This is a genomic window from Mesorhizobium qingshengii, from assembly GCF_027563465.1.
Lineage (GTDB): Bacteria > Pseudomonadota > Alphaproteobacteria > Rhizobiales > Rhizobiaceae > Mesorhizobium > Mesorhizobium qingshengii_A.
This window is the reverse complement of record NZ_JAPFQA010000001.1, coordinates 641981-657478: the sequence shown is the minus strand read 5'-3', so window position 1 is coordinate 657478 and position 15498 is coordinate 641981. Positions and strand designations below refer to the sequence as shown.

The 15498-nt window shown below is 62.3% G+C and carries 11 protein-coding genes and 1 tRNA gene; 5 read left to right on the top strand and 7 right to left on the bottom strand.

The genetic code is table 11. The features are described from left to right. Position 1: 1 nt before the first annotated feature. Together OOJ09_RS03015 and OOJ09_RS03010 are read right to left on the bottom strand one after the other, a co-directional pair. Complete coding sequence (locus tag OOJ09_RS03015; RefSeq protein ID WP_269903756.1) at positions 2–2242, bottom strand: mannose-1-phosphate guanylyltransferase/mannose-6-phosphate isomerase; 2241 nt, start codon at positions 2240–2242, stop codon at positions 2–4. A gap of 53 nt (positions 2243–2295) precedes the next feature. Further along, positions 2296–3195, bottom strand: a complete 900-nt coding sequence (locus OOJ09_RS03010) for a LysR family transcriptional regulator (RefSeq protein ID WP_269903755.1) — start codon at positions 3193–3195, stop codon at positions 2296–2298. Positions 3196–3296: 101 nt separating this feature from the next. Here OOJ09_RS03010 and OOJ09_RS03005 point away from each other — a divergent pair, with 101 nt between their 5' ends. Further along, complete coding sequence (locus tag OOJ09_RS03005; RefSeq protein ID WP_269903754.1) at positions 3297–4190, top strand: NmrA/HSCARG family protein; 894 nt, start codon at positions 3297–3299, stop codon at positions 4188–4190. Positions 4191–4295: 105 nt separating this feature from the next. Here the strand turns inward: OOJ09_RS03005 and OOJ09_RS03000 are convergent, their stop codons facing one another. After that, positions 4296–5816 carry a phosphomannomutase/phosphoglucomutase gene (locus OOJ09_RS03000; RefSeq protein ID WP_269903753.1) on the bottom strand — a complete coding sequence of 507 codons (1521 nt, stop codon included), beginning with the start codon at positions 5814–5816 and terminating at the stop codon, positions 4296–4298. Positions 5817–6014: 198 nt separating this feature from the next. On the opposite strand from OOJ09_RS03000, the gene OOJ09_RS02995 reads away from it, so the two are divergent. Together OOJ09_RS02995 and OOJ09_RS02990 are read left to right on the top strand one after the other, a co-directional pair. After that, positions 6015–6091 (top strand) — tRNA-Pro (locus tag OOJ09_RS02995). Positions 6092–7082: 991 nt separating this feature from the next. Next, a complete protein-coding gene (locus OOJ09_RS02990) occupies positions 7083–7427 on the top strand; it encodes a hypothetical protein (protein WP_269903752.1) in 345 nt (114 codons plus the stop codon). Positions 7428–7466: 39 nt separating this feature from the next. On the opposite strand, the gene OOJ09_RS02985 is transcribed toward OOJ09_RS02990, so the two are convergent. The 4 genes from OOJ09_RS02985 to OOJ09_RS02970 all read right to left on the bottom strand — a co-directional run bounded on the left by OOJ09_RS02985 (position 7467) and on the right by OOJ09_RS02970 (position 12898). After that, positions 7467–9086, bottom strand: coding sequence for an ABC transporter ATP-binding protein (locus OOJ09_RS02985; protein WP_269903751.1), 1620 nt, complete (start codon positions 9084–9086; stop codon positions 7467–7469). A 17-nt stretch (positions 9087–9103) separates the two neighbouring features. After that, positions 9104–10225, bottom strand: coding sequence for an ABC transporter permease (locus OOJ09_RS02980; RefSeq protein WP_269903750.1), 1122 nt, complete (start codon positions 10223–10225; stop codon positions 9104–9106). Beyond that, the gene (locus tag OOJ09_RS02975; RefSeq protein ID WP_256749474.1) at positions 10218–11141 is read right to left on the bottom strand and encodes an ABC transporter permease subunit; all 924 of its coding nucleotides are present in this window, start codon (positions 11139–11141) and stop codon (positions 10218–10220) included. Before OOJ09_RS02975 ends, OOJ09_RS02980 begins: the two co-directional genes overlap by 8 nt. Positions 11142–11305: 164 nt before the next feature. Continuing rightward, the gene (locus tag OOJ09_RS02970) at positions 11306–12898 is read right to left on the bottom strand and encodes a peptide ABC transporter substrate-binding protein (RefSeq protein WP_269903749.1); all 1593 of its coding nucleotides are present in this window, start codon (positions 12896–12898) and stop codon (positions 11306–11308) included. Between the two features lie 227 nt (positions 12899–13125). Here OOJ09_RS02970 and OOJ09_RS02965 point away from each other — a divergent pair, with 227 nt between their 5' ends. Beyond that, positions 13126–13725 (top strand): TadE/TadG family type IV pilus assembly protein, encoded by a 600-nt coding sequence (locus OOJ09_RS02965; RefSeq protein WP_420107485.1) that lies wholly within the window; start codon positions 13126–13128, stop codon positions 13723–13725. After that, positions 13726–15492 carry a TadG family pilus assembly protein gene (locus OOJ09_RS02960; RefSeq protein ID WP_269903748.1) on the top strand — a complete coding sequence of 589 codons (1767 nt, stop codon included), beginning with the start codon at positions 13726–13728 and terminating at the stop codon, positions 15490–15492. The last annotated feature ends 6 nt before the right edge of the window (positions 15493–15498 follow it).

Genomic DNA, 15498 nt, shown 5'->3' with positions numbered 1-15498 from the left:
CTTACGCCGCCTTGTCAGATGTGCTGTCCAGATACTGGGTCAGCGCGCAGACCAGATGATAGAAGATGCTGGCCGGAACGTCAGTGGCCAGCGAGCGGCCGCGTTCGTCGATGCGGTCGATCCACAGGCCGAGCGGCGCCGGGTCGATGTGCCAGCGAAACAACCGGCCGACGCGGGCCTCGATCTCCGGTTTGAGGTCGGGCCCGCCCGAACCATCGAGCGCGATCGCCGCCTTGACCGCTTCGGCCTGCGGCCAGCTGCGCGATATCAGGTCGAGCGGCAGTCCCTGCCTGGAAACGGCGCCATAGGCGAGGCCGGTGGCGCGGTTGAGGCCATTGGCGATGGCCGAGGCATAGAGTTTCCTGGCGAAACCGCTCAGTTCGGCCTGGCCGCTGCGCCCGGCGAAATCGACCAGCAACGAGGCCCATTCAAAATGGTGGCCGGGCTCGGTCCAGGCCCCCTTCTCGCCGGCGGCCGGTTTCCATTCGGCATCGAAATACTCGCCGAGCGTCCAGCTTTCCGGGTCGAAGAAATGGCTGCGGAAGAGGTCGATGATGCGCGCCGCACGGCGCAGATGGGCGCGGTCGCCGGTCGCCTGATACCAGGCTAGAAAAGCCTCGAGCAGATGCATGTGCGGGTTGGAGCGCCGCTCGCCCTCGCCGTCGGACGTTTCCAGGAAGCCGGTCATGCGATGATCCTCGAGATGCGCATCGAGAAACGAAAAGGTCTCTTCGCCGAGCCGAAAGGCATCCGGATTGCCTGACATATGCGCATGCGCCAGCGCCAGCAGCAAGCAGGAGTGATCGTAGGCATCCTCGGTTGCGTCGGCGACCGAACCGTCGACATTCAGCGTGCGCACCCAGCCGCCATTGTCGGTGCGGCCCTGCCTGGCCATGAACTCGATGCCATGGCTGATCAGCCGGTCGGCCGGACCATCCCAGCCACGCGCCCTGGCGACGGCGAAGGCATAGACCTGCCTCGCCTGCGTGCGCATGCGCTTGGGCTTCATCAGCGGCGAGGCATCGAAACCCAACGCCTCGTGAAAACCACCATGGCGTTCGTCGACGCCTGATGTCGACCATAGCGGCAAGGTCTCCTGGAACAGCCAGTGATGCACGCGCCGCCGCCAGGCGCCGCTCTCGATGACGCGGTCATGTGCCGGCGTGAACCGGGTTTCCAGCCGGCCCGACTTTTCGAGCTGCTCGACGATCTTCTTGACGTGCTGGCTGTGGCTGACCGGTGCGACGAAAGTGGCGTCGGCGGTGGAGACGATGGCGACGTCCTTCATGCCGATCGCCGAGAGCAAGCGGCCGTCGCTGCGGATGTAGGAGTTCTCGCAATCGATGGCGACGACATCGCCGACAATGACATTGCCCTGGTCATCGGCAGGGCCGACATCGAGCAGCGACTGCCAGGAGCCAAGATCGTTCCAGCGGAAGCTGGCGGGCACCATGGCGATGTCTTTTGCCTGTTCCATGATGGCGTAGTCGATCGAGTTCGACGGGATGGCGGCGTAGAGCTCGAGCGGCATATAGAGGCCGGAGAGATCCGACGTCGCCGCCTTGTAGGCGGCCTCGGTGGCCTGCCAGATGTCGGGCTGGAAAGCCGCGAAGGCGTCGCGCATGGCGCTGGCCCGAAACAGGAAAATACCCGTGTTCCAATAGAAGTTTCCGGCCTGGAGATAGCTCCGCGCAGTGGCAAGGTCCGGCTTTTCGACAAAGCGCGAGACGTCGAAAGTGCCGCCGCTTTCGGCTGCGACCTCGATATAGCCATAGCCGGTCTCGGGCTGTGTCGGCTTGATGCCGAACACCACCAGCCTGCCGGCGCGCGCCGCCTCGGCACCGGCCTCGACGCTCTGCCAGAATTGGTGCGCGGTGGCGATTTCATGATCGGACGGCACCACCAGCACCAGGCTGTCGCCGAATTCGGACAAAGTGCGCAGCGTCGCCAGCGCGACGGCGGCGGCGGTGTTGCGGCCGATCGGTTCGAACAGCGGACCACCACCGGCGAGATCGAGGCCGGCAAGGTCGGCATGGACACGGTCGGCATGGCGCTCCGAGGCGATCAGGAAGATCGGCGTTTCGCCTTCTGGCCGCGCCGCCAGCCGACGCAGCGTCTTGGCCAGCATCGAGCCATCGCCGGAAAAATCATGGAACTGCTTGGGATTATCCTCGCGCGACAGCGGCCAAAGCCGCGAGCCGACGCCACCGCTCATGACAAAACTGACGATCCGCTCGGTCATTCGGGTCTCGCGCTCACAAGGCAATTGGTGGCCGGTTGCTACCATGCAAGCCTTTAAGCGGTGTTTATCCCATTGGAAATACGCTCGGAGGCAAGCTCGATGAATGCCTTGACCAGGGGCGAAAGGTGGCGGCTGCTCGGATAGAGAATATGCAGGCCACCAGCCGGTGTCGTGTAGCTCTTGAGAACGTGCTGCAGCTGACCCTCATGGATCAGCCCTTCGGCGATCGCCTGGGGCAATTGGGCGATGCCGAAGCCTGCGAGAGCGGCCGTAACGACCGCCTGCATTTCATTGGCAGCGAAGCGCCCGGCCACGACGACCGTTTCCTGGCCGCCTGGACCGTCCAGCACCCAATGAGCGCCCGAGGCAGAAGGGCCCGCGATGACGCATTGATGGTGCGCGAGGTCCGCCGGGCCTTCCGGTATGCCGTGCCGTGCAAGATAGGCCTGGCTGGCGCAGAGCAGCCTGTGCGTGGAGCCGAGCTTGCGGGCGATCAGTGTCGAATCGTCAAGGATCCCGGTCCGGAAAGCGAGGTCTATGCCGTCCTCGACCAGATTGAGCCTGTCGTCGGTAAGGCGGAGCTCGACGCTGGTTTTCGGATAGGTTGCGAGAAAGCCGACCACGGTGTCGATGAGGAAATGGCCGCCGAAGCCGACCGGGGCCGAAATACGAATTGTGCCCGACGGCTCCGTCCTTGCCTCCGCGAGGCGCAGATTTGCCTCCTCTATCGTCCGCAGCCCCTGGCTACTCCGCTCATAGTAGAGACGCCCGGCATCCGTCATGTTGAGGCTACGTGTCGTGCGCTGCAACAGGCGAACGCCGACCTCGCGCTCGAGCGCGGCAACGCGGCGGCTGACCGTCGTCTTGGGCATGGCCAGCAGGCGCGCGGCAGCCGTGAAGCTGCCAGCTTCGACGACGCGAGCGAACACGACGATATCGTTGAGATCGAGCATTGTATCCAAGATTGGGATGATGTTTTTCAATTATAGGCAATTATGCATCAATGCGACAGGCCCTAACTTTGCTCCAGCAGAAACAATAAGGAGCAGACACCATGACCAGCAAACGAAGCATTCTGGTGACCGGCGCTACCGGCCAGCAAGGCGGCGCGGTTGCGCGTGCCCTGTTGTCGAAGGGCCATCGCGTCAAGGCACTGACGCGCAGACCAGACAGCGACGGTGCGCGGCACCTGGCGTCGGCGGGCGCCGATGTCGTTGCCGGCGATCTCGCTGACGCAGCCTCCATCGTGAAGGCCGCAAAAGACGTCGACACCATGTTCCTGATGGGCAACAGCTGCGAGGCCGGGCTGGAAGAAGAAACCCGCCAGGGGATCATCGCCGCCGATGCGGCGAAAGCTGCCGGCGTCGGACATCTGATCTATTCATCCGTTGCCGACGCCGACAAGAAGACCGGCATCCCGCATTTCGAAAGCAAATATCTCGTCGAGAAACATGTCGCCGGGCTCGGCATCCCCTATACGATCAGCGCACCGGTCGCCTTCATGGAGAATGTCGTCGCGCCGTGGTCGATCGGCGCGCTCAGACAGGGCACCCATGCCTTCGCGATGCCTCCGAAGCGCGTCCTGCAACTGGTTGCCCTGGCGGACATCGGCGCCTTTGTTGCCGCCTTGGCCGAGCGGCGTGAACAGGTGTTCGGCAAGCGCTTCGATTTCGCCGGGGACGAATTGTCAGGCGAAGAGCAGGCGAAAATACTGTCCGAGGCCATCGGCCGCCCGATTGGCTATCGGGAAATCCCGATCGCGGCGGCCCGCCAGCAAAGCGAGGATGCGGCACTGATGTTCGAGTGGTTCGACCGCGTCGGCTACGACGTCGATATCGCCGCCCTGCGCAGGAATTTTCCGGAGGTCCGCTGGCACAGTTTTGCCGACTGGGCGCGCGCATTCGACTGGAGCGCACTTGAGCGGACAGCTCCGGCGGCTGCCGGCTGATGTTGGAGCGGTTCACCGTTTCGAGGAAACGCAGAACCGCTCTATCTCTTGGTTTCGGCGTGGTTCCGGAGGGAAAACCGCCACGCACTTTTCCCGGAATTGCTCTCAGAAAGTCTGGTTGTAGGCCCCTACTTCCGGGCTGCGCCGCAGCACGGCGTCGACGGCGTCGAACATCTGCCGGCGACGCTCTGATGAAACCGGGCTTTCGACGACCACGACAAGCTCCGGCTTGTTCGACGAGGCGCGCACCAGACCCCAGGTGCCGTCCTCGGCGACGACACGAACGCCGTTGACGGTTATGAGGTCCGATATCTTCTGGCCGGCGAAGGTGGCGCCATCCCGCTTCATGGCCTGAAAATCCGAAACCACCCGTTCGACCACGCCATATTTCACGTCGTCCGCACAATGCGGCGACATTGTCGGCGTGCCGAAGGTCAGCGGCAGCGCGCGGTAGAGGTCGGCCATCGAGCTGCCCGGGTTGCGGTCCAGCATCTGGCAGATGGCGATGGCCGTGACCAGCCCGTCGTCATAGCCGCGCCCGATCGGTGGGTTGAAGAAGAAATGGCCAGACTTCTCGAAACCGGCGACGGCGCCGAGCTCGGCGACGCGGCGTTTTATGTAGGAGTGGCCGGTCTTCCAATAGTCGGTGACTGCGCCATTCTCCCGCAGCACGCCGTCGGTGTTGAACAGGCCGGTCGACTTGACGTCGACGACGAAGGTCGAGCCCGGAAGCTGGCTGGAGATGTCGCGTGCGAGCATGACGCCGACCTTGTCGGCGAAGATCTCGTTGCCCTCATTGTCGACGACACCGCAGCGGTCGCCGTCACCATCGAAACCAAGGCCGACATCGGCCCCGCTTTCCAGCACCTTGTCCCTGATGGCATGCAGCATCTGCATGTCCTCGGGGTTGGGGTTGTAGCGGGGAAAAGTGTGGTCGAGTTCGACATCGAGCGGGACCACTTCGCAGCCGATGCGCTCCAGTGCTTCCGGCGCAAAGGCGCCGGCGGTGCCATTGCCGCAGGCGGCGACCACCTTCAGCTTTCGCGTGATGCGCTTGTCCCTGGTCAGATCGTCGAGATAGGTCGCGCGAAAATCGCGGACAAAATCATACGAGCCACCACCGGCAAGGTCGAAGTCGCCTTCCAGCACGATCGCCTTCAGCGCGCTCATCTCCTCGGGGCCGAAGGTCAGCGGCCGCGCCGCGCCCATCTTGACGCCGGTCCAGCCATTTTCGTTGTGCGAGGCCGTGACCATGGCGACGGAGGGCGTATCCAGCGCGAACTGGGCGAAATAGGCCGTCGGCGACAAAGCCAGGCCGATATCCTTCACCCGCGCGCCGGCGGCCATCAGCCCGGAGACCAGCGCCAGCTTGATCGAAAGCGAATAGGAACGGAAATCATGCCCGGTGACGATATCGGGTCCGGCGCCGCGACGGCGAATCAGCGTGCCGAGCCCCATGCCAAGCGCCTGGACGCCGATCAGGTTGAGCTCTGGCGGTTGCGTCGAGCCCGGATGGCCGAACCACCAGCGCGCATCGTATTCGCGAAAGCCGGACGCCTTGATCAGCGCCGAGGTTTCGAATTCGAAGCTGTTGGGTCGGTCCTCGCCAACGATCCTGAGGGTCAAGACTGGAAAACTCCGAGCAGTTGGAACACGGCTTGTCGAGGCCGTGACTAGCACACAAGCCTTTAAGCCATGTTTATCCCTGAGGAATATCAGTGCGCCCGCGACATGCGTGACGAAAGGAGACGAAATGCGACAGAAGTGCTGCCATTGCCGCTTGCAGGATCGGAGTGCGGCGGCTATAAGCCCGCGGTCTGGTCACGGAGTGTAGCGCAGCCTGGTAGCGCACCTCGTTCGGGACGAGGGGGTCGCAGGTTCAAATCCTGCCACTCCGACCAGAAAAAACAATGTGTTAGCGCATCCCGACTTTGGCGCTCAAATCGATGTTCCCCACAAGGAAATAGGGCGAGATGACTCGCTTCCCCGGTGTACAAGCCGAGGATCTCATCGTACGTCGTCACCTATTGAAGACGCTGACGACTTAGGCAGCTTCAACTCCCTGCCATCATATCGGTCTTCGGCAGACAGCCTGCGGCGCTTTCGCCGTGTCGGCTTCGACTGGTCAAATTCCGACGGGGCCCCGACGGACATAGCCGACGTCGCGCTTATCTGAGGCCGAAGAAGCTCAATATCGCTATCACGATGACCACCGCTCCAACGAGCCAAATGATATTGTTCATGATCTATCTCCTGGTTGCCTGGGAAACCCGCGCCTCTGGCGAGGACGCGGGCCGACCAGCCTTTGCCAGCTGATCTTCAGCAGACACCAAACCCTGGTGTCGGGTGCAAGAGATAGAACTATTCGGCGCATCTAATGTTCCGCCGTTTGGCAAGATCGCGAAATTCACCTGGTGAATTGCATTTATATTAGTAATGCCGCATGTTTCTTTTGGCGGCAGTGACGAGACCCGGAGCCACTATGCGCAAATTGGTTTCCGCAGCAGCAGTAGCGCCTGCGTGCTACGGCGTGCCGCATCATTCTTTGCCAACACGCTGCTGGACAAGAAAACGCCCTGAGCGACCACGCGAACAATTGGCTGGCTTTTTGATTCCCGTGCGGAAGCGCCCGGGTCGCTGGCGGTGGCGGCCTCGCGTATGGATATCGGACCATATCACGATGAAGTGGGAGTTCTGAGGGCTCCTGGACCCGTGATTGAACGGGTGATCGAGAACGTTCCTGCAATCGGAAACTCGTGAGTCGGGCCGCCATGGTCGCTGCCCAGCGTGGGTTCCATCGCGATCACAGACTTTGACGAAAATCACCGTCGGCTCTAGGTAGTTCGATGGCTGCGATGAAGCCATTGAAACTGACGATGCCGGGGTGCGGATATGACTTTGATTTCAACGACAGCGTCGCGCCGGGTTCTGACAGTCGCGCTGCTTCTCGTTGCGGGCTGCTCGTCGATCGGCAAAACCGTCGATCCGGCGAAATATGAAAGCCTGAGCTGCGCCGAGCTCAACAGCGCGCTGGGAGGCATCGCCCGCGACATCTCGCAAACCGCGATCACCCGCGGCAAGGTCGCAAACACCAGTGTTCCAAATTGGCTATTGGGTGGGTCTCGCGTGAAGACCGCGGTCGCCAAGCGTGAAACGGCCAGGATCGACCGGCTGAAGCAGCAGCAAGACGCCATTGTCGCCGTGCGCGCGCGAAAGTGCGCGAGGTCAACGGACTGAGCGAACAGACGCTGCCTGGGCGCCTTGCGGCGACCTGTTTCAGGCACTCAGCCGAAACCGCGTCACATCGATCGCCGCGGCCATCAGCGTCTGCGTGTAAACGTGCTGCGGATTGCTGAAGATCGCCTCGGTCGGCCCCTCCTCGACGATCTTGCCCTGCTTCATGACGATGATGTAGTCGGCCATGGCGCGCACGACCGACAGATCGTGGCTGATGAACAGGTAGGACAGTTCGTGGTCGGTCTGCAGTTTGCGCAGCAATTCGACGATCTGCTTCTGGACCGAGCGATCGAGCGCCGAGGTCGGCTCGTCCAGCACCACGAGCTTGGGCTTCAGGATCATGGCCCGCGCGATGGCGATGCGCTGCCGTTGCCCGCCGGAAAATTCATGCGGATAGCGGTTGCGTGCGTTGGGATCGAGGCCGACCTCGCGCAAGGCCTCGACCGCGCGTTGATCGCGCTGCTTGCCCGAAAGGTTCGGCTCATGCACCAGTAGCCCTTCGGTGACGACCTGGCCGACGGTCATGCGCGGCGACAGCGAGCCGAACGGATCCTGGAAGACGAGCTGCATCTCGCGCCGCAGCGGCCGCATCGCCTGTCGGTCGGCGGTGGAAATGTCGCGGTCGCCGAAACGGATGAGACCGTCGCTCGGCAACAGCCGCAGCAGGGCGCGGCCGAGCGTCGATTTGCCGGAGCCGGATTCACCGACGATGCCGATGGTCTGGTTGCGTTGCAGCCGGATCGAGATGTGGTCGACAGCACGCAGCATCAGCGGCTCGCCGGCGAGAAAACCGCCGCCGATCCTGAAGGTTACTTCGACATTCCTGCCTTCGAGCAGCACGGGCGCGCTGGCGGGCGGTGGCGCCTTGCGGCCAGTCGGCTCGGCCGCCAGCAGCATCTTGGTGTAGGCATGCTGCGGGTTGACGAAGATGGCTTCCGCCTCGCCCTCCTCGACGACCTCGCCCTGGCGCATGACATAGACCCGGTCGGCGAAGCGGCGAACGATGCCGAGATCATGGGTGATGAAGACGATCGCCATGCCGAGCTTGCGCTGCAGTTCGGCCAGAAGCATCAGGATCTGCGCCTGGATGGTCACGTCGAGCGCCGTCGTCGGCTCGTCCGCGATCAATATGTCGGGGTCGTTGGCGAGCGCCATGGCGATCATGACGCGCTGGCGCTGGCCGCCCGACATCTCGTGCGGATAGGATTTCATCCGCCGCTCGGGATCGGGAATATGCACAAGCCGCAGCAGCTTGAGCGCCTCCTCATGCGCTTCGGCCGCACCCAGCCCACGATGGCGGCGGATCGGTTCGATCAGCTGGTTGCCGATCGAATAGAGCGGATCGAGCGAGGTCATCGGCTCCTGGAAGATCATGCTGATCTTGGCGCCGCGGACCTTGTTCAGTTCGGATTTGCTCAGTGTCAGAAGGTTGCGGCCGCGGTAGTCGACACTGCCTGACGCTTCGCCATTCGAGGCCAGCAGGCTCATCGCTGCCATCATCGTCTGGCTCTTGCCGGACCCGGATTCGCCGACCACGGCCACCGTCTCGCCCGCGTTGACATGGATGTTGATGCCCTTCACCGCCTCGACGGCGCCATCGAGCGTGCGGAAGCGGACGCGCAGGTCCCTGACGCTGAGGATCGTTTCAGAAGCGGCCATGTCAGCGATCCCCATCTTTATCGATCTCTCGGGTCGAGCGCGTCGCGCAGGCCGTCGCCGACAAAGTTCAGGGCGAACAGCGTCGAGACGAGGAAGAAGGCGGGAAACAGGAGCAGCCAGTTGGCGGTGCCGATGTTCTTGGCGCCGACCGAAATCAGCACGCCCCAGCTGGTCATCGGTTCCTGCACGCCGAGGCCAAGGAACGACAGGAAGCTCTCCAGGATGATGACCTGCGGCACCAGCAGCGTCATGTAGATCACCACCGGGCCGAGCAGATTGGGGATGACATGGCGGATCAGGATGCCACGCTGGCCGACGCCCATCGCCTCCGCCGCCTGGACATATTCCTGGCGGCGGATCGACAACGCCTGGCCGCGCACGATACGCGCCATGTCGAGCCACAGCACGGCTCCGACCGCCAGGAACATCAGCACGAAGTTGCGGCCGAAGAACACCACCAGCATGATGACGAAGAAGATGAAGGGCAGCGAATAGAGCACGTCGACGATGCGCATCATCACCTCGTCCACCTTGCCGCCGGCAAAGCCGGCCGCGGCACCATAAAGCACGCCGATGACCACCGCCACGACGCCGGCAAGCAGGCCGATGGCCAGCGATATGCGCCCGGCCATCAGCGTGCGCGAGAGGAGATCGCGGCCGGTGTTGTCGGTGCCGAACAGGAAGTACTGCTGCTTGATCGACGCACTCATCGTCACTTCGAGGCCGTCGGGCGACTTGCTCTCGACCTTGGTGTCGTCAAAGGCATCGGAACGGTCGAGATAACGGATATTGCGGTCGTCGATCGGCTTGGTCGACTTGACGGTGACGAAGACCTGATTGCCTTCCTGATGCCACTCCTTGATGTCGACCCGCATGCGCTTGATCGCCTCGGTGAGCGCCGTCTCGATCATGTCGGGCTTCGGATAGGCCGAAAGGCTCGGCGGCATGCGCACATAGTCGGCATAGATGGTCGTATACTGATGCGGCACGAACCAGGGCCCGAACACGCTGATGACCGCGATCAGCGCAAGGTAATAGAGGCTGAACATGGCGGCGCGATTGCCCTTGAGGCGCGCCCAGGCATCGCCCCACAGGGAGCGGCCAACGACGGCGGAAGCTGTGGCCGCGATGTCAGTCATAGCGCACCCTCGGGTCGACGACCGCGTACATGACATCGACGATCAGGTTGAAGACGATGGTGAAGATGGCGATCACCACCACCGTCCCCATCACCAGCGTGTAGTCGCGGTTGAGCGCGGCATCGACGAAATAACGGCCGACGCCTGGAATGGAGAAGATCGTCTCGACGATGACCGAGCCGGTCAGCAGTGCCGCGGCCGCCGGGCCGGTGAAAGAGACGATCGGCAGGATCGCGCCGCGCAGCGCGTGCTTGACCACCACCGACCAGTCGGAGAGGCCGAGCGCGCGGGCCGTGCGGATATGATGGGAGCGCAGCGATTCGATCATCGAGCCGCGCATCAGGCGGGCGACGATGGCGATCTGCGGCAAGGCAAGCGTCAGCACCGGGCCGACCTTGTTGATGAAAGCGCCATCGCCCCAACCGCCGATCGGCAGCAGCTTCCAGGTCAGCCCGAACAGCAGCTGGATCACCGGCGCGATGACGAAGGTGGGGATGGTGCTGCCGGCGGTCGCCAGCGCAATCACTGTATAGTCGCCGAGCTTGTTCTGGTTGAGCGCGGCAATGGTGCCGAGCACGCTGCCGAGCAGCAGCGCCAGGATCAGCGCCGAGGCGCCGAGCTGGACCGAAATGGGCAGGCCCTTGGCAAACAGTTCGGTGACGGTGAAATCCGGCATGTTGTAGCTCGGGCCGAAATTGCCGCGCAGCAGGTTGCCGAGATAGTGGACGAATTGCAGCCAGAGCGGGTCGTTGAGGCCGAACTGGGCTTCGAGATTGGCCCTGATCTCGGGGCTCAGCCCTCGCTCCTGGTTGAATGGGCCGCCTGGCGCGACGCGCATCAGGAAGAACGCCATGGTCACGATGACGAACAGCGTCGGGATGGCGGTCAGAAGCCGCCGGAATACGTATCGCAGCATCGGTGCCCCGCTTGATCCGGAGCAGCGCGCGTCCAGTCGGACGATTGCGCTCCAGCTTTCAAATCTTCGCACCGAACTTTCCGAAAATCGATTCCGGTTCCCGGGCCGATGCGATGGCAAACCAGCGCCGCCGCGCACCGAGTGCGCGGCGGCTTGGCCAGGGATTAGTCCTTGCTGACGAAGCGCGACGGATGCACGTCCATCACGTTGTCGACGAAGCCATGCAGCTTCGAAGAAACGATATCGTGGTAGCTGTAATAGAGAAGCGGGATCTGGCCGACATCGTCGATGAGGATGCGCTCGGCCTCGGAAAGCTCCTTCATGCGCTCTTCGGGCTTGCCGCCGGCGGCCGCGGCCTTGTCCATGGCTGCCTCGTATTGCGGGCTGTTGTAATCCGAATAGTTGTTGCCGCTCGCCTTGCGCGAGATGCCGAGGAAGGTTTCAGGATCCTTGTAGTCGGCAATCCAGGCGGCACGCGCCACGTCATAGTCGCCCTTCTGCTCGAGGAAGGAGTAGTGGGTCTTGGTGTCGGTGTTGAGCAGCGTGACGTCGACGCCAAGCGGCTTCAACTGTTCCTGGATGGCGACCGCGGTGTTCTTGTGGTTTTCCGAGGTGTTGTAGCGGATCTCCATCTTCAGCGGGTGCTCGGGCGTGTAGCCAAGTTTCTCGAGGATCTTCTTGGCTGCGTCCTCGCGGTCGATCTGCGGCATGTCGGCATACTTGGCCATTGCCGGCGTGTAGCCCTCGATGCCGGGAGGCACCATCGAGTAGCCGGGCAGCATCGAGTTCTGCCAGACTTTCTCGGCGATGAAATCACGGTCGATCGCCATCGAGATGGCGGTGCGCAGTTCAGGGTTGTTCCACGGCGCCTTGTCTGTCTTGATCGCATAGTAGTAGGTGCCGAGGTACGGTCCGACGTGGATCTGAGCGCCAAACTTGGTCTTGAGGTCGGCGAGTTGTTCCGTCGGCAGATCGTCATAGCTGTCGAGTTCGCCAGCCTCGAAGCGCTTCATCGCCGATGAGCGATCCTCGGTCGGGATGTAGTTGACGGTGTCGATCTTGACGCTCGCGGCGTCCCAGAATTTCGGATTCTTGACCAGCTTCATGTGGTCGTTGGGAACCCACTCAGCCAATGTGTAGGCGCCGTTCGAAACGAGATTGCCCGGCTTGATCCAGTCGGCGCCGAGCTTTTCGATGGAGGCCTTGCTGACCGGATAGGTCGCCTGGTGGGTCAGCATCTCCAGGAAGTAAGGCGTTGGCGCCTTGAGCGTGACCTCCAGCGTGCCGGCATCGATCGCCTTGACACCCATATCCTCCGGCTTGCCCTTCTTGGTGTTGACTTCCTCGGCGTTCTTTATGGGATAGAGCATGGAAGCGTATTCGGCGCCGGTGGCCGGATCCTCCAGCCGATGGAAGGCGTAGACGAAATCATCGGCCGTGACCGGGCTGCCGTCGGACCACATGCCATCCTTGCGCAGCTTGAAGGTGTAGACGGTGCCATCATCGGAAACCGTCCAGCTCTCGGCGGCGCCCGGAATGATGTTGGCCTTCTCGTCCTGCATGACGAGGCCCTGGAACAGGTCACGCAAGACATTGGCTTCGTAAACCGTGGAGGTCTTGTGCGGGTCGACCGATTCCGATTCGGCGGCGGTGCCCCTGTTATAGACGACCTCGGCGAAAGCCGGCGTGTAGAATGCTCCGGCGGCCACAGCCATGGTCGTGGCGAAGACCGTCGCCTTCAGCATGTTTTTCAGCATGAAGTTCTCCCTGTGGGCGCTGCCGTCGGCGCGCCCTTTGAGTGTTGACGCTCCGGAACCGATGCCTGGCCCCTTTGAGCGCGCCGCCGGTTCCCTTCCGGCGGCTGGTGCCCAAACACTAGCGCGGGGATTTTTTATTTCAACAGACTCTCTGGGTCACCCAAAGTAAGGCGACACGAAAGCTGTGCCGCGGCGGCCGAAACACCAGCCGAAACCAGAAGCTTGACTTGGTTTCCTCACCTCGACGCCATTTTCCACAGGGAATTCGTGGCCGCGTCAGTTTGCCGGAATGTGTTAATGCGTTCTTAATCAACCTGAGGTTACATTATGACTACCTTCTGTACGGTTCTCTTTCCAGACGCATGGCGACTATGAGTAACATACAAAGTAAATTGTCGATAATCCGTCATAAATTATGGAAACTTCAAGAAGAATCTGGAACTTCCGCGGTAGAATTCGCTCTTCTCTCGCCGCTCTTTATCCTCCTTCTGCTCGGAATGGTTGCATACGGTATATATTTCGGCGCCGCCAACTCGATCCAGCAGATCGCGGCGGACGCGGCCCGGACGGCAATTGCCGGGCTAAACCAGAGCGAGCGACAGACGCTCGTGGCCAGCTTCGTTACCAACAACGCCAGCGGATATCCCTTCGTGGATGCCAGCAAGCTGACCTATCAGGCCAACGACAGCACCGCCGATGGAAGCCAGTTCGTGGTGTCCATCCAATACGACGCCCGAAACCTGCCGATCTGGAACCTCTTCCCGGGCCTGGCCATGCCCGGAACCACGATCAAGCGCCAGTCAACGATAAGGATCGGGGGCATCTGAATGCTGTTGCGTGGGCGTAAGAGGATCGTCCGGCTTGCACGGTTGATGCTGAACGACAGGAAAGCGAATTTTGCCGTCATGACGGCATTGAGCGCGCCGGTGGCGCTGGCGCTGGCCGCGGTGGCCATCGACGAAGCCTCGATCTACACCGAGCGCCGGGAAGCTCAGGCGATGGTCGATCTGGCTGCGATCACCGCCGCCTCGAACATCACCAACATCCAGGCGGCCGTCGTCACGACGCTCACCGACAACGGCATGCCAGGCGTCGTCGTTCAAGGTTCGGGGCAGACCATTCCCGCGGCTGTCGGGAGAACCGTGGTGACGGTCACGCCCGGGCGATACGCAACATCAACCGTCAACGTGAGCCAGCGCTTCCAAGCCGGCGTGACACCTTACAACGCGGTGCATGTCACCCTGAAGAAGATCCCTGCCCGCTATTTCGCGAGTTCGTTGATCCCCACTCCCGTCATCGGCACCGAGGCTACCGCCAGCATGACGCCACAGGCGACATTCTCGGTCGGGTCGAGACTTCTCAGCGTCAATGGCGGCATCCTCAACGCGCTTCTCAGCGGACTTCTCGGCGGCAATATCTCGCTCAGCGTCATGGACTACAACGGGTTGATCTCGGCCGATGTCAGTGTCCTCTCCTTCATAGATGCCCTTGCCACACAAGTGAACGTGACCGGCGGTACCTATTCGGATGTTCTGGCATCGAAAGCGACCGTCGGCCAGATCGCCACAGCCATGGCCAACGTGCCCGGACTTGGCAACACGGCCAAGGTCGCCCTGCAGACGATCGCGTCCAAGTCGACCGGTACGGTCAAGATCCCGCTCAGCAGCCTTGTCGATCTCGGCTCGGTCGGCAGTCTGGGCCTGGGGCAAAGACCAGCCGGCCTCGGGGTCGACGCAAGCGCCATGGGAATGCTGACCGCCGCCGCCGTGCTGGCCAACGGCACCAACCAGGCTCAGGTCGATCTTGGCGCCACCATACCGGGGCTCCTTTCCACCAAACTCACCATCGCCATCGGCGAACCCGCACAATTCTCACCATGGCTGTCGGTCGGCGAGATCGGCACCGTCGTGCGCACCGCCCAGACGCGCATCAAGCTGGTGGCCTCCGTCGGTGTCGGTACGCCCGGTCTCGGCGGCGGCATCAGCCTGCTGGCCGTCAATCTGCCGCTTAATGTCGAAGTCGCGTATGCCGAGGCCAAACTGACCGACATCACCTGTCCGAAAGGGCCTTCCAGCATCAACGTTTCGATCGCCGCGCACCCAGGTATTGCCTCGCTGCATCTGGCCAACAGCAACAGCTCGGGCTTTGGCGACTTCAGCCAACCTCAGTCGTTCACCGACGCCGAGATCGCGGATGTGAGCCTCAAGCTGCTGCTGGTCAACATTCCGCTGATACAGGTGATGGGCTCAGCCGCGACCGCGATCACCAACAACAACCCGACGACGCTGAACTTCAACGCGACTGACATCGCCAACAAGACGGTAAAGACTGTCTCGACGCGAAACATCTCGCAGTCGCTCACCACGTCGCTGGTCAACAACCTGTCGCTTTCGGTCAATGCGCTTGGTCTCGGGATCGATCTGACCGCCCTGCTCGGAGCGGTCAAGCCGGCAGTGGTGGCCGTGCTGAACGGTGTAACGGCGCCGGTCGACGACCTGCTTTACAATGTGTTGTCAGCGCTGGGTGTCGGCGTCGGACAGGCCGATGTGCGCGTCACCGGCGCGACCTGCGGACGTTCGGTGCTCGTCCAGTAAAGACGA

Excerpts from the sequence above, each read along its gene's own strand:
- OOJ09_RS03010 (WP_269903755.1), bottom strand. The coding sequence starts at position 3,195 with ATGCTCGATCTCAACGATATCGTCGTGTTCGCTCGCGTCGTCGAAGCT.
- OOJ09_RS02970 (WP_269903749.1), bottom strand. The coding sequence starts at position 12,898 with ATGCTGAAAAACATGCTGAAGGCGACGGTCTTCGCCACGACCATGGCT.
- OOJ09_RS02990 (WP_269903752.1), top strand. The coding sequence starts at position 7,083 with ATGACTTTGATTTCAACGACAGCGTCGCGCCGGGTTCTGACAGTCGCG.
- OOJ09_RS02960 (WP_269903748.1), top strand. The coding sequence starts at position 13,726 with ATGCTGTTGCGTGGGCGTAAGAGGATCGTCCGGCTTGCACGGTTGATG.
- OOJ09_RS03005 (WP_269903754.1), top strand. The coding sequence starts at position 3,297 with ATGACCAGCAAACGAAGCATTCTGGTGACCGGCGCTACCGGCCAGCAA.
- OOJ09_RS02975 (WP_256749474.1), bottom strand. The coding sequence starts at position 11,141 with ATGCTGCGATACGTATTCCGGCGGCTTCTGACCGCCATCCCGACGCTG.
- OOJ09_RS02980 (WP_269903750.1), bottom strand. The coding sequence starts at position 10,225 with ATGACTGACATCGCGGCCACAGCTTCCGCCGTCGTTGGCCGCTCCCTG.
- OOJ09_RS03015 (WP_269903756.1), bottom strand. The coding sequence starts at position 2,242 with ATGACCGAGCGGATCGTCAGTTTTGTCATGAGCGGTGGCGTCGGCTCG.
- OOJ09_RS02985 (WP_269903751.1), bottom strand. The coding sequence starts at position 9,086 with ATGGCCGCTTCTGAAACGATCCTCAGCGTCAGGGACCTGCGCGTCCGC.